A 14748-nucleotide genomic window follows, 5' to 3' on the forward strand; every position below is an offset into this window, starting at 1 on the left:
TTGTATAGGATTATTATAGCACTTTTCAAAAGGAAATCAATACAAAATCAAGTAAAATTTAATATTTTATTATATTTATCTTTGTGTTATAGAATTCCTCCAACTACAATTTTTGTGATATAATAGTCATATCTTTATTATAGAGGTAAAGTTATGAAAGAAACTGTTTATTTTGGAACTTATACACGTCGTACTTCCCAAGGGATTTACAAGGCAGATTTTGATACAGAAACTGGTCAGCTTTCAAATCTAGAACTTTTTGCAGCTGAGCCAAGTCCAACCTACCTTGCCTTTGACCAGCACCAACATTTATACACTGTTGGTAGTCAAGACGACAAGGGAGGAATTGCAGCCTATCAAACTGACGGGACTATATTAAATCATGTCGTTGAAGAAGGAGCTCCTCACTGTTATGTTGCCGTTGATGAAAAGCGTAATTTGGTTTACGCGGCAAACTACCACAAGGGACAAGTCCTTGTTTATAAACGTCAGGAAGATGGTCGTCTTCTACTTAGTGATGTGGATCAACATAGTGGCCAAGGTCCACATGAAAATCAAGCTTCCCCCCATGTTCACTATACAGATTTAACACCTGACAACTATCTAGTGACTTGCGACTTGGGAACTGACCAAGTCATCACTTATGATCTTGATCCAGAAGGAAAATTATCTAAGCTCTATACCTATCATAGCCAGCCAGGAGCAGGCTCACGCCATGTTATTTTCCATAACCATTATAAAATTGCTTATCTCATTTGTGAACTTAATAGCACTATCGAGGTTCTAATCTATGATGGTGTTGGCGAATTTGAACGCATGCAAGTCATTTCAACTCTACCAGACGGTTATCAAGGCTTTAATGGTACTGCTGCTATTCGTCTCTCTAAGGACGGTAAATATCTCTACGCTTCTAACCGTGGTCATGATTCTATCGCAGTATATACAATCCTTGCAGACGGTAGCTTAGAGTTGTTAGAAATCGTTCCAACGCATGGTCAGACTCCACGTGATTTTGATTTGACACCGGATCAAGAATTTGTCATTGCTGTCCATCAGGACTCTGACAATGCAACCGTCTTTAAACGCAATCTTGAAACTGGTCGTCTTGCAGAACTTTCCAACGACTTCCATGTTCCAGAAGCAGTCTGTATCAGTTTTGCATCTTAAGAAAACATAAAAAATGAACTTGGTAACTCAAGTTCATTTTTTCTTATAGTCTTTTTCCGACATTAATACGGTTAATAGCACGTTGAAGTGCAATCTTAGCACGACGTTCTTGGTCAATCAAGTGTTTGTCTTGTGCTTCTTCAATTTCACGCTCTGCTCGAAGTTTGGCACGTTCTGCACGACTAACATCGATATCACGAGCACGTTCTGCAGAATCAGCAACGATTGTGATGATATCATTGGCAATTTCAATAACACCTCCGTTTACTGCAATCCAGTTCACGTGATCTTCATCATCAATACGTTTCACCTTTACTTCATCAACTGCTAAAACCGCAATCATATTTTCATGTCGTGGCAAGATCCCCATCTCACCATCCAGAGTTCGAACCGATACATAGCTGGCATGGTGATCATAGACGAGACCATCTGGTGTCACGATCTGGACAGTTAACTGAGCCATAGTTCACCTCTTAAAATCCCATTTTTTCAGCTTTTGCAATCACATCTTCGATAGAACCTACACCACGGAAGGCATCTTCTGGCAAGTGGTCATGTTTACCATCAAGGATTTCCTTAAAGCCACGTACAGTTTCAGCAACTGGAACATAAGAACCTGGCTGACCAGTAAATTGTTCCGCAACGTTGAAGTTTTGTGACAAGAAGAACTGGATACGACGGGCACGAGCAACCAAGGTCTTTTCTTCATCAGAAAGCTCATCCATACCAAGGATAGCAATGATATCTTGCAATTCATGGTAGCGTTGAAGAACACGTTTAACTTCTGCAGCAACTGCGTAGTGCTCTTCTCCAACGATTTCAGGTGCCAAGGCACGTGAGCTTGAAGCAAGTGGATCCACGGCTGGGTAGATACCCAATTGTACCAACTTACGTTCCAAGTTTGTTGTAGAATCCAAGTGAGCGAAGGCTGTTGCTGGCGCTGGGTCAGTATAGTCATCCGCTGGCACATAGATAGCCTGGATAGAGGTTACAGAACCCTTTTTAGTTGATGTGATACGCTCTTGCAATTGACCCATTTCTGTAGCAAGTGTTGGTTGGTAACCAACGGCTGATGGCATACGACCCAAAAGGGCGGATACTTCTGAACCAGCCTGAGTGAAACGGAAGATATTATCGATAAAGAGAAGCACGTCTTGTCCTTCTACATCACGGAAGTATTCAGCGATTGTCAAACCAGTAAGGGCAACACGCATACGTGCTCCTGGTGGCTCATTCATCTGACCAAATACCATGGCTGTTTTCTCGATAACGCCTGATTCTTTCATTTCCCAGTAAAGGTCATTTCCCTCACGAGTACGTTCCCCAACACCAGTGAATACTGAGATACCACCGTGTTCTTGGGCAATGTTGTGAATCAATTCTTGGATCAAGACGGTTTTACCAACTCCGGCACCACCGAAAAGTCCAACCTTACCACCTTTAAGGTAAGGGGCAAGAAGGTCGATAACCTTAATCCCTGTTTCAAGGATTTCAGAAGAGGTAGACAACTCATCAAAAGTTGGAGCTTTTTTATGAATTGGCTGACGCTCTGCATCTTCTGTAAAAGGAGCTTCCAAGTCAATGGTATCTCCCAAAACATTGAAGACACGTCCCAAAGTTTCTTTACCTACTGGTACAGAGATTGGACGACCTGTGTCCAATACTTCCATTCCACGAGTCAACCCATCTGTTGATTCCATGGCGATAGTACGAACCATACCATCTCCCAACTCTAAGGCTACTTCAAGGACGATTTTTGTTTTTCTTTCGTCATTTTTGTAGACGACAAGTGCATTGTTAATCTCAGGAAGTTTTTCCCCTGCTGCAAACAAGACGTCTACAACGGGACCGATAACCTGAGCAATTTTACCTGAACTCATCTCCTTCTCCTATTCTATATAAGATACTGTCGGTTCCTAGTTCAACTAGGTCCTAATACTCTTCGAAAATCAAATTCAAACCACGTCAGGCGTCGCCTTACCGTACTCAAGTACAGCCTGCGGCTAGCTTCCTACTTTGCTCTTTGATTTTCATTGAGTATAAGTTCATTTTCATACGAGCTGGACTAGAGCCTATTCTAAGGCACTAGCTCCTGCTACAATTTCTGTAATTTCTTGTGTAATCGCCGCTTGTCTGGCACGGTTATACTGAATTGTCAAATCATTAATGACTTTCTTAGCATTATCTGTCGCTGTTTGCATGGCTGTCATACCCGCAGCATTTTCAGCTGTCTTAGCATCGATAATAGCCCCGTAAATCATACTTTCTGCAAACTGAGGCAACAACTGCTCCAAAATTTCTTCTCGACTAGTTTCCAATTCAAAGGTCAAGCTGTAACTGTCATCTGCTTCATTTGGATCCAAGTCAACAATTGGAAGCATTTGTTCCACACGCATTTGACTGGTTAGCGTATTGACATGATGGTTATAGCAGACATAGAGTTCATCAAAAAGTTCATTTTGGTACATTTCAACAGTTTTTGAAATAATCTTACGGACTTCATCAAAGCTTGGTTGATCCGCCAAGCCACGTAGTTCATAAAGTGGTTGAATACCACGAGCTTTAAAGAAATCAGCTCCCATTCCACCAATACAGATCATTTCAAAACCTTTACCGTCTGGATGGTATTCTTCTTTCAGCTCCATAACGGCTTTCAGAATAGAAGAATTATAACCTCCAACCAAACCTCGGTCTGAAGTAATGACGATATAGCCTGTCTTCTTAACTGGACGACTAATCAACATCGGATTGGTTGAACTGCCAGCTCCATTCCCATGAAGAATATCCGTCAAAAGTTTACGAACTTTCTGAGCATAAACTTGGAAGTTGCGAGCAGCTTCTTCAGAACGACCTAGCTTAGCAGCTGATACCATCTGCATGGCATTAGTGATTTGACTCGTATTTTTTGTTGAGGCGATTTTTGTTTTAATATCATTTAGAGATACTGCCATCTGACACCTCTATTCTTATTGGAAGCTGGTTTGATTGAGAAACTCTGTAATCGCAGCATCCAAGACTGCTTCTTCTGGCAAGTCTTTTGTATCACGAATGGTTTCCAAAATCTCTGGATGTTGAGCGTCAAAGAAGGCATGGAACTCTTCCTCGAAACGTACAATTTCATCTACTGGAACAGTATCCAAGAAACCATGTGTCAAAGCATAGAGAATGGTTACTTGTTTCTCAACAGGTAATGGTTTGTGAACAGGTTGTTTCAAAACTTCAACTGTACGACGTCCACGGTTCAACTTAGCCTGTGTTGCTGCGTCCAAGTCAGAACCAAACTTAGTGAAGGCTTCCAACTCACGGTATGAAGCAAGGTCGATACGAAGTGTACCAGCAACCTTCTTCATGGCTTTGATTTGTGCAGAACCACCTACACGAGATACAGATGAACCCGCGTCGATGGCTGGACGAATACCCGCATTAAAGAGACCATCGCCAAGGAAGATTTGTCCATCAGTGATAGAAATCACGTTGGTTGCGATATAGGCAGAGATATCTCCTGCTTGTGTCTCGATAAACGGTAGGGCTGTAATAGATCCACCACCAAGTTCATCAGAAACTTTAGCTGAGCGCTCAAGCAAACGGCTGTGAAGGTAGAAAACATCCCCTGGGAATGCTTCACGACCTGGAGGACGACGAAGCAAGAGAGACAGTTCACGATAAGCTACCGCTTGTTTTGAAAGATCATCATAAACGATCAAAACATGCTTACCTTGGTACATAAATTCTTCCGCCATGGCAACCCCAGCATAAGGAGCTAGGAAGAGCAATGGAGATGGTTGTGAAGCAGAGGCTGTCACAACGATTGTGTAGTCCAAGGCACCGTACTGACGTAGTGTTTCTACTTGCGTACGAACTGTTGATTCTTTTTGTCCAATCGCAACATAGATACAGATCATATCTTGACCTTTTTGGTTCAAGATTGTATCAATCGCAATGGTTGTTTTCCCTGTCTGACGGTCACCGATAATCAACTCACGTTGGCCACGACCAATCGGTACAAGGGCGTCAATAGCTTTCAAACCAGTTTGCAATGGTTCTGATACAGACTTACGTTGCATAACACCAGGAGCTGGTGCTTCTACTGGACGAGTTTTATCAGTGTGGATTTCTCCAAGACCGTCAACTGGACGACCAAGCGGATCCACAACACGACCAATCAGACTTTCACCTACTGGGACTTCCATGATTTTACCTGTACGGCGGATTGTATCGCCTTCACGGATATCTGTAAAGTCACCTAGGATGATAATACCAACATCTGTTGACTCCAAGTTTTGAGCCATACCATAAGAGCCGTTTTCAAAAATCAACAACTCTCCACTCATGGCATTTTCAAGTCCGTGAGCACGCGCGATACCGTCCCCGATATAGGTTACAACACCTGTTTCAGTCACATCAAAATTGGGTTTGAAATTTTCAATTTGTTGCTTAATTAAAGCGCTGATTTCTTGTGCGTTAATTGCCAAAAGAACACCACTTTCTATTTCAAATTTTCTTTAACAACTTTAAGTTGTTGTTTAATACTCACATCAATTGTCTTGTGATTGGCAAAAATGACAAAACCACCAATAAGACTTTCATCGATTTGTTCTTTTACACTCCTTACTTTCAGAGACATTTTTTTCTCAATCAAAGGGAGCAAGCGACTCTTCTGTTCATCAGTTAAAGGATGAGCTGACGTAATCGTCACTTCAAATCGATTTGTTTCTTTTTCAAGTCGGTTCAGACAATCTACAAGAATATCATAAAAAAGATTTGCTCTGTGATTGTAGATAAGAACCTGGATAAAGTTTTGCAATAAAGTCGACACTGAATCTTGGAAGAACACAATCGTTTTTTCCTTGTCAGACTCGTCTACTGCCACTTTTTTTAAAAAAGAAGGTAAGCCTGTTTCTTCAGCAACTTGCTTGATTTGAGCTAAGTCTGAAAAGATACGGTCTTCTGCTCCTTTTTCTATAACCAATTGGACAAAAGGCATGCTGTATTTTTCAATTACCTTTACTGTTTTCTTGTCCATTAAGCTTCTCCTAACTGATCGATATACTGATCAATGAGTTCTTTATGGGCATGACCGTCAAGGTTTTGTGAGATGATTTTACCAGCCAAGCTGATTGTCAAATCTGCTACCTCACCCTTAACGCTTTGTAAAGCTTCAGCTTTATTTTGAGCAATTTCTTGGTTTGCTTTTTCTTTCAAGCGTCCTGCTTCTAGCTTAGCATCTGCTAAAATACTAGCTTTGCTTTTCTCAGCTGTTTCTTTCGCATTCTCAATGATTGTCTTAGCTTCTTTACGGCTACCAGCCAATTCATCTTCGCGTTTCTGAGCCAATACTTCTGCTTTTTGACGTGCTTGTTCAGCTCCGTCAATATCTGCTGCAATTTTTTCTGCTCTTTGTTCGAAAATGCTAGCCAAATTTGACCAAGCGTATTTCTTAACCAAGACTAGCAAGAGAATAAAGGAACCAGCGATTAGTATAAAATCACCAAGTAATTCACCTACTGTTACATTCATAAACTACTCCTTTCTATTCTTCATCATTAATTTTATTTCCTAGGTACATTGAAGATAACAATGTAAATACATATGCCTGTACACAAGAAATAAAAACAGAAAATGCAGTCCAGATTAGATTTGTTCCAAAAGCAATAGGATACCAATAGAAGGCCTGATGAGAAAGTAGGACTAACATACTTGCCATCACTTCCCCTGCAAAGATATTACCAAAGACCCGCAATGCAAGTGAAAGGAGATTGGTAACTTCTTCCAAGAGATTCATTGGTGTCATAAAACCTGGTGTTACAAATGCTTTTAAATACTTTTTGATTCCACGACGACGAATTCCTTCTACGTGGGTCATTAAGATAATTGTAAAAGACAAGACCAAGTCAAATGACAAATTTGCTGTTGGTGAGGTCCAAAGATTTACACCATCTGTAGTCTGAATTCTAGCCATTAAGCCAATATTATTTGCAATGGCCATAAATAGGAATAAACAGAAATAAAAGAGAGAATAATCCTTTATCATTGGACCAAGGTTTGATTTTGTAAATCCAACAACAAAATCAAATAAATACTCTAATACATTTTGTTTTCCTGTGGGTCTCAAAGTCATATTTCGAGTTGCCCAATAAATAAAGCCAAAAATAAGTGCTACAGTCAACAAAGTCAAAACTACTATGGTTAAATTAAAGGTAACAGGACCAATATTGATGGTTGGATTAATACTTTCTTCCATCTAAAATCCTCCCTTTTTCAATTTATACTTCTTTTATTTGATGATAAATGAAAAGACAAGAGTAACGAAGAAAGTACCTTCAATAAAGGCAACCCCTAGGATCATCAAACTACGTAGTTCTGAGATGATATCTGGTTGGCGAGCAACTGATTTCAACAAACCGTTCATCAACATACCTTCACCAAGAGATACACCCATACAGGCAAGACATAGACCGAAAAATGTTAAATTCATGACGAATTCTCCTTTTAATTAAAATTTACTTACTTAGTTTAGTCCTAAAAATTGGATTTGTCAACTTTTTACTTACGTTGAAAGCGTTTAATGAAAATTATTTACAATTTTACTATTTTTAAGTCTATTATATAGAAAATTTTGGAAAAAACTTGTAATAAATGCGTCCATTATCTGAGTCTTTCTGAAAAATAATGAAAAAATCCGAGATGAAATCTCGGATGGAAATTAATATATTTTCTTTAAACTAATGCTCTTTTAGTAAGAAGAATTAAAGGGAAATCTTTAGTTTCCTACATGTTTATTAAGCTCGAACTGTGACGCTGGTTCCATCTTCTTTATAAAGATTGATAAGACCTTCTTTGAGCGCACGAACCATATCTCCTGCTTGAACGGGTTGTGGGACTTTGATTGTCAAGAGTTCCATTGGATTTGGAGCACGGTCGATTTTATTGCCTTTAGCATCATGCAAATCTTCGATATAAGTTTCAAAGTGACGGAAACCTGGGCCATAAAACTCAACTTGGTCCCCTTCGTTAATAACGTTCCGTTGACGAATAGTTGCTGTTTGTGTCGCATCATCATAGGAAACTACTTCAGCGACAAACTTATACTCAGGAATTTTACGGCGAGCACCGAACAACTGCTCATTTTCAGATGGTGTACCGTAGTAGAAACCTGTTGCCAATTCACGTTGGGCAACCTTCCACATCTCATCAATCAAGTCTTGCTTAATAGCTTCGAATTTTTCTGGACTTTCTAGATAAGCATCAACAGCCGCCTTGTAGCAGTTGGTTACTGTTGATACGTAGTGAATAGACTTCATACGTCCTTCGATTTTTAGACTGTCCACACCATTTTCAATCATATCTGGAATGTGGTCAATCATAGACATGTCAACAGCTGACATTGAAAATTCTTCTGGAATCTCACCTTTAAGGCTCTTGCGTTCTTGGCCAAATGGCATATCGTAGAGATCATATTTCCAACGGCAAGACTGAGAACATCCACCACGGTTGGCATCACGCATACTCATGTGGTTTGAAAGAGTACAACGACCAGAATAAGAAATACACATGGCACCATGTACAAAGGCTTCAATCTCAACATCTGTACGTTTGCGAATTTCTGCCAATTCTTCCATTGAAACCTCACGCGCCAAAACGACACGAGTTAAACCTAGTTCTTTCCAGAACTCAAGGGTTTCATAGTTAGTCGCACTTGCTTGGGTAGAGAGGTGGATTTCAAGACCAGGCGCTTCAGTCGCTGCAATCATAATCAAGGCTGGGTCAGACACGATAACTGCCGCGATTCCGATATCACGTAATTTACGGAACCACTCACCAGCACCAGCCTCATTTCCTTCGTGCATAACCATGTTGGCAGCCACATAAACCTTAGCACCATACTTGGCCGCAAACTGGACACCTTCTTCCATCTGTTCGAAAGTAAAGTTTCCGGCACGGCTACGAAGACCATAGGCCTGACCACCGATAAAGACAGCATCCGCTCCATATTGAACAGCTACTTTTAGCTTCTCTAAAGTTCCTGCAGGTGATAAAACCTCAGGACGTTTTAATGTTTTTGTCATGTTTTCTCCTATTTGCAATATAAAAGTTTGACGTTTTTCCTTCTCATTTTATAGTAAATAAGCCATAAAATCAAGCCTAGACAGATTGTTTTGACAATTCTAATCTTTTAAACTTTGTATAATAATTGTTAAACTATCGAATATAAACCAATTTTAACAAGTAGCCAAAAAGTCTAGAAAAGTAAAAACCAGTATCCAATGATACCGGCTCATTAAACTACATAAATTAGTCCTTAGATGACTACTCCCACTCAACTGTTGCAGGTGGTTTACTTGTGATATCGTAGACGATACGGTTAACGTGATCCACTTCGTTTACGATGCGTACTGAGATTTTTTGAAGAACTTCCCAAGGAATTTTGGCAAAGTCAGCAGTCATACCATCGATAGAGGTAATAGCACGGATTGCAATCGTATAGTCGTAAGTACGACCGTCACCCATAACACCAACTGAACGAACGCCTGTGTTAACTGTGAAGTATTGCCAGATATCGCGGTCAAGGCCAGCTTTAGCGATTTCCTCACGAAGAATAGCGTCTGATTCACGAACTGTTTCTAGCTTTTCTTCAGTGATTTCACCCATAACACGGATAGCAAGTCCTGGTCCTGGGAATGGTTGGCGCCATACGATATGGTCTGGCATACCAAGCTCTGTACCGAGGGCACGAACTTCGTCTTTATAGAGAGTGTTGAGTGGTTCGATCAATTCAAACTGCATGTCTTCTGGAAGACCACCCACGTTGTGGTGTGACTTGATAGTTTGAGCTGTATCCGTACCAGACTCGATAACATCTGTATATAAAGTACCTTGAGCAAGGAATTTCACATCTTTGAGCTTGCTTGCTTCGTCATCGAATACATAGACAAACTCATTACCGATAATTTTACGTTTTTGTTCTGGGTCAGAAACGCCAGCAAGTTTATCAAGGAAACGTTTAGCAGCGTCTGCTTTGACGATATTCAAACCAAACTTACCACCAAGCATGTCCATAACTTGGTCCGCTTCTCCTTTACGAAGAAGACCGTGGTCTACGAAAATACAGATCAATTGATCGCCAATCGCTTTTTGGAGAAGAACCCCAACGACAGATGAGTCAACCCCACCTGAAAGGCCAAGAAGGACACGTTTATCACCAACAGTTTCACGAATTTTTTGAATCTGCATATCAATGAAGTTATCCATTGACCAATCGCCTTTAGCCTTACAAATGTTAAGAGCAAAGTTACGAAGGATATCATTTCCGTATACAGAATGACGAACTTCTGGGTGGAATTGGATACCGTAAATGTGTTTATCTGGGTTTTCGATGGCTGCGTATGGGCAATCAGCTGATGTACCTGTACGAACAAAGTCGGCAGGAATCTCAGTAACTGCATCACCATGGCTCATCAAAACAGTCTGCTCATCAGGTGTTGATTCAAAAAGAGCTGATGGTGTGTGAGTTAGGGTTGATTGACCATATTCACGATTTCCAGCGTCACCTGCAGGAACAACTTTTCCTCCAAGTTTATGGGTCAATAACTGCATACCGTAACAAATTCCCAAAATAGGAATTCCGAGTTCGAAGATTTCTGGGTCAATATCGAATGAACCATCTTCATATACAGAGTTTGGACCACCTGAAAGGATGATTCCTACAGGGTTGATTTCACGAACTTCAGCAGCTGAAATTTTATGACTCTTTAGCTCTGAAAAAACACCAATCTCACGGATACGGCGGGAAATCAGCTGGTTGTACTGGCTACCATAGTCCAATACGATGATTTTTTCTACATCTTGCAAATCAGTTGAAATGTTGCTCATCTTTTTCCTTTCTCAAAAGAAATATCTTTTTTCAATATTCTATCACAAATAAGGGCGAATTACCAACTAAACAAGGCGAAGTTTGACTTTTTCTAGTTTATTGGGGTACAATAGAGAAAAGATAGAAATGAAGTGAAAAATATGCTACCTGCTTATATGAAAATCCATGATCAGATTAAAAAGGATATTGACGAACATCGTTGGGCTATTGGAGAGAGGCTCCCTAGTGAACGAGATTTAGCAGAGCAGTTTGAGGTCAGTCGCATGACCCTCCGCCAAGCCGTATCTCTATTAGTCGAAGAAGGTGTCTTAGAGCGCCGTGTAGGAAGTGGCACCTTTGTATCCAGTACACGTGTACAAGAAAAGATGAGAGGGACAACTAGTTTTACTGAAATTGTTAAGTCTCAAGGTAAAGTACCCTCTAGCCAGCTCATTTCCTACAGAAAAACCATTCCCAATGAGCAGGAAGTTGCCAAGCTAGGAATTTCTCCAACGGACAATATTATCCGAATGGAGCGGGTTCGCTATGCCGACCAAGTTCCTCTAGTTTATGAAGTTGCTTCTATTCCTGAAAAATTCATTAAGGACTTTAAAAAAGAAGAAATCACTAGTCATTTCTTCCAAACCTTGCAAAAACACGGCTACCGTATAGGCAAATCACAGCAGACCATCTATGCTCGTCTTGCTAAAGAAAAGATTGCCCACTATTTGGAAGTTGAAAAAGGACATGCTATTCTTGGTTTGACTCAGGTTTCCTATCTAGAAGATGGTACTGCATTTGAATACGTAAAAAGTCAATATGTAGGCGAACGCTTTGAATTTTATCTTGAAAACAATTAATACTCTTCGAAAATCTCTTCAAACCGCGTCAACGTCGCCTTGCCGTACTCAAGTACAGCCTGTGGCTAGTTTCCTAGTTTGCTCTTTGATTTTCATTGAGTATAAAATACTACGCAAAAACTCTCTGTCACGGACAAAGAGTCTTTTTTATTTTTCTAAGAGTAAATCTTTCAAAGAAATCAGAGTTACTGCAATTAAAATCATTGCCATACCAAGAAAATCAATAGGATAAAATTGTTCATTCATGATCAGGAAAGCAAAGAAAACTGCCGAAATCGGCTCAATTGAAGCCAACAAGCTTGACTTGACCGGTCCTATCAGACTGGTTCCTTTAAGGAAAGCTGTATAGGCAAAGACAGTCCCGATAAGAATAATGCCCGCAAATGCAAGAAGAAAATCAAGACTAGTTGGAATAGTAGCCTGTAGAACTCCTGTAAAAGGAAGGGCGACCAAACCAGCTATGACCATTCCCACACCAATGACCAAACTGCTCCCCCACTTCTTAATCAAGGATATGGGCAAAATGATATAAAGTGCGTAAGTCAGAGCAGAAAAGAGACCCCAGAACAGGCCTGCAGGTGTCATGGATAACTGGTCCAACTGCCCATGAGTTGCGATCAAGAAGGTCCCTCCAATGGCTAATATGATGGAAACAATCTCTCCCAGTGTCGGCGCCACCTTATCCTTGATACAGCTATAAATCAAAATCCCGACAGGACAAACATACTGAAGTACCGTCGCGGTTCCTGCATTGGTTTCCTGAATAGCAGTTAGATAGGCAAATTGATTAAGAAAAAGTCCAATCAAAGCAAAAATGAGAAGAGACAGCAAACTCTTTCTATCCTTTAAAAAGGTCAGCATTTTATCCTTTGCAGTAGCATAAGCCAAGATCATGAGAATTCCACCAGCGATTAAAAGACGCAAGTTAGTCAAGACTAGAGCCGAAATTCCGTTTGCCATCAGGTATTGGCCACTCGTTCCAGACAAGCCCCAAGCAATACCAGCCACAACTGTTAATAGAGTCCCTTTTAAACTATTTGACATGTCTCTCCTTACTCTTCTTTACGAATCAAGTCCATCACTTGATTGCGATCTAAAATCCATTGAGCCCGCTCATCCTTTTCATAGGTACGATTCGATAGGAAAATAGCCGCTTCTTGCTTCTGACGATTCCACATGATAAAGGTACCTGTATAGCCCGTATGGTCTAGCCAATCTCCTTCCAAATTCCATGCTAAAGAACGTTCCTTGTCAACCAAAGGAGAAAAATTTTGACTCAAATCTCTTGCAAAATCATCTGCTAAATAGTATTCTAAAAAGATTTGTAAATCCTTTACAGTCGAAAACAAACCAGCACTACCAGCATGTCTGCCCAAGATACGAGCCTTGGGATCATGCACTATTCCTGCCTCCACACCTCTGACTGTTGGAACAGCAAGCTCAACAGGACCAAACTTAGTTTCCGTCATTCCCCAAGGTTTAAAAACTTGTTCTTGTAAAATCTCATCCAGGTCTTGATCAAAAATTCTCTCTAAAATAGAGCCCAACAGCAAAAAATGGACATCTGAATAAAGAAAGGCTGGCTGACTTCGTCTGTTGAGATGAAACATCGCTTCTTTTAATTCTGAGGCAGTTAAAAGATCACGATCGGGAATAAAAGGATCAAGATTTGTAGCATGGGTTAAGAGCTGGCGAATAGTGATGTCTGGATAATCGCTCTCAGGTAAAAAATCGGTTACTGGTCTGTCAATATCTAATTGACCTTTATCCCACAAGAAGGTAAAAACGGTGCCAACCCCAACAACCTTGCTGACACTGGCTAGGTCGTAAACTAATCCTGCCTCAGTCTGCAAGCCATGCTCTGGGTCACTCAAGCCTAAATAGACCTCCGTCCATTGATTGTCCTTAAAATACGCAAAAGAGGCTCCGGGATAAATCCCTGCCTCGATTTGTTCTTCTATTTTTTTAATAATCTTGGTCCACTTCATACTTCTTCAAACCACAATTCAACATTATTTCTATCTTTACCAAGGAAGAATTTTTCAGACTTAGGAATAAAATATTCGGTAGACTCAAATTTCTGGCGCAGACTTTCTATATCTAGTTCATTGACCAAGAACTTAAGCATAGATAAGTCCCAAGTAACCGTATTGTCCACAGTCAAATCCTGCCCCTGAGCTGGGATAAAATCAAGGGATGTCCCAATTTCAGATGATTCCAAGAAACTTTCGATATCAGTTGGAAAATGTAATTCCATAGAAATCTCAAACTTACTCAAAGAAATTGATTCCAAATCTGTTTGAAATTCAGGCTTTTCTTCTACTTCTACTAGACTGGCTCTATCATCTTCTGCATGAATCAAAATTAAATCATCTTCTGGTGAGAAAACTTCAAATGCGTAGCCATTATTCCCCTTATATAATTGACGAATCGAATCTGTTTTAGATAAGAGCCCTTCAATTTCCAAAGGATTTTCCACCTTGACAATCAGTTTAGCCAGCTTTTTTCTTCCCTCTACCTTACGAGTACGCATACTTGGAGCTTCTTCTAAAACCAGCTTTTCAAGACCTGTTTGGTCACCTAGTGACAGAAAGGCCGACTCTTCTAACAAGGCCTTCATACCAAGGGTTTCAATATAAAATGTTTCATTTAATTTTCTATTATTAACTTTTAAAGTAGGAATAATCCGTACAATTTGATTTACATTCATAAATTCCTCCAACTATTTTATTTTAAAGGATTTTAGAATTTTTTACAAGATATTATGCTCAAATTTACCGATTTTTCGTAAAAAGGTAACTTCTCAAAGTAACTTCCACTTGCCTGACCAAAGTGGAAATTAGTCTAAAACGGATTTTTATGGTGGAATTA

General features: G+C 40.1%; 15 protein-coding genes. 2 read left to right on the forward strand and 13 right to left on the reverse strand.

The window, feature by feature from the left end:
• Window positions 1-153: 153 nt before the first annotated feature.
• Complete coding sequence (locus QP439_RS00660) at window positions 154-1167, forward strand: lactonase family protein (protein WP_285386982.1); 1014 nt, start codon at window positions 154-156, stop codon at window positions 1165-1167.
• Window positions 1168-1210: 43 nt separating this feature from the next.
• On the opposite strand, the gene QP439_RS00665 is transcribed toward QP439_RS00660, so the two are convergent.
• From QP439_RS00665 to guaA, 10 genes are all read right to left on the reverse strand, one after another.
• Window positions 1211-1630: a F0F1 ATP synthase subunit epsilon gene (locus tag QP439_RS00665; protein ID WP_033681676.1), complete on the reverse strand. Its 420-nt coding sequence runs from the start codon at window positions 1628-1630 to the stop codon at window positions 1211-1213.
• A gap of 10 nt (window positions 1631-1640) precedes the next feature.
• Window positions 1641-3047, reverse strand: a complete 1407-nt coding sequence (atpD, locus tag QP439_RS00670; RefSeq protein WP_000094357.1) for a F0F1 ATP synthase subunit beta — start codon at window positions 3045-3047, stop codon at window positions 1641-1643.
• A 192-nt stretch (window positions 3048-3239) separates the two neighbouring features.
• Window positions 3240-4118: a F0F1 ATP synthase subunit gamma gene (locus tag QP439_RS00675; protein ID WP_000301224.1), complete on the reverse strand. Its 879-nt coding sequence runs from the start codon at window positions 4116-4118 to the stop codon at window positions 3240-3242.
• 15 nt (window positions 4119-4133) lie between these two features.
• Entirely contained in the window at window positions 4134-5639 is a 1506-nt protein-coding gene (gene atpA, locus QP439_RS00680; protein WP_042900828.1) for a F0F1 ATP synthase subunit alpha, read from the reverse strand.
• Between the two features lie 14 nt (window positions 5640-5653).
• Complete coding sequence (locus QP439_RS00685; RefSeq protein ID WP_285386988.1) at window positions 5654-6190, reverse strand: F0F1 ATP synthase subunit delta; 537 nt, start codon at window positions 6188-6190, stop codon at window positions 5654-5656.
• Window positions 6190-6684, reverse strand: coding sequence for a F0F1 ATP synthase subunit B (gene atpF, locus QP439_RS00690; RefSeq protein ID WP_020902744.1), 495 nt, complete (start codon window positions 6682-6684; stop codon window positions 6190-6192). Before atpF ends, QP439_RS00685 begins: the two co-directional genes overlap by 1 nt.
• 13 nt (window positions 6685-6697) lie before the next feature.
• A complete protein-coding gene (gene atpB, locus QP439_RS00695) occupies window positions 6698-7408 on the reverse strand; it encodes a F0F1 ATP synthase subunit A (protein WP_000392870.1) in 711 nt (236 codons plus the stop codon).
• Between the two features lie 33 nt (window positions 7409-7441).
• A complete protein-coding gene (locus QP439_RS00700) occupies window positions 7442-7642 on the reverse strand; it encodes a F0F1 ATP synthase subunit C (RefSeq protein ID WP_001054560.1) in 201 nt (66 codons plus the stop codon).
• Window positions 7643-7946: 304 nt separating this feature from the next.
• Window positions 7947-9233, reverse strand: coding sequence for a peptidase U32 family protein (locus QP439_RS00705; protein WP_049535202.1), 1287 nt, complete (start codon window positions 9231-9233; stop codon window positions 7947-7949).
• A gap of 241 nt (window positions 9234-9474) precedes the next feature.
• Window positions 9475-11037, reverse strand: coding sequence for a glutamine-hydrolyzing GMP synthase (gene guaA / locus QP439_RS00710; RefSeq protein WP_000065712.1), 1563 nt, complete (start codon window positions 11035-11037; stop codon window positions 9475-9477).
• Between the two features lie 141 nt (window positions 11038-11178).
• Here guaA and QP439_RS00715 point away from each other — a divergent pair, with 141 nt between their 5' ends.
• Window positions 11179-11877 (forward strand): GntR family transcriptional regulator, encoded by a 699-nt coding sequence (locus tag QP439_RS00715; protein WP_141230868.1) that lies wholly within the window; start codon window positions 11179-11181, stop codon window positions 11875-11877.
• 147 nt (window positions 11878-12024) lie between these two features.
• Here the strand turns inward: QP439_RS00715 and QP439_RS00720 are convergent, their stop codons facing one another.
• The 3 genes from QP439_RS00720 to QP439_RS00730 are packed head-to-tail and all read right to left on the reverse strand — an operon-like array spanning window position 12025 to window position 14587.
• Window positions 12025-12921 (reverse strand): DMT family transporter, encoded by an 897-nt coding sequence (locus tag QP439_RS00720; protein ID WP_261043942.1) that lies wholly within the window; start codon window positions 12919-12921, stop codon window positions 12025-12027.
• Window positions 12922-12929: 8 nt separating this feature from the next.
• Window positions 12930-13865, reverse strand: coding sequence for a serine hydrolase domain-containing protein (locus tag QP439_RS00725; protein ID WP_285386995.1), 936 nt, complete (start codon window positions 13863-13865; stop codon window positions 12930-12932).
• Window positions 13862-14587, reverse strand: coding sequence for a CppA N-terminal domain-containing protein (locus QP439_RS00730; protein WP_285386998.1), 726 nt, complete (start codon window positions 14585-14587; stop codon window positions 13862-13864). The genes QP439_RS00725 and QP439_RS00730 overlap by 4 nt, the downstream gene beginning before the upstream one ends.
• Between the last annotated feature and the right edge of the window lie 161 nt (window positions 14588-14748).

Source organism: Streptococcus sp. UMB1203, from assembly GCF_030217725.1.
In the GTDB taxonomy this organism is placed as follows: domain Bacteria; phylum Bacillota; class Bacilli; order Lactobacillales; family Streptococcaceae; genus Streptococcus.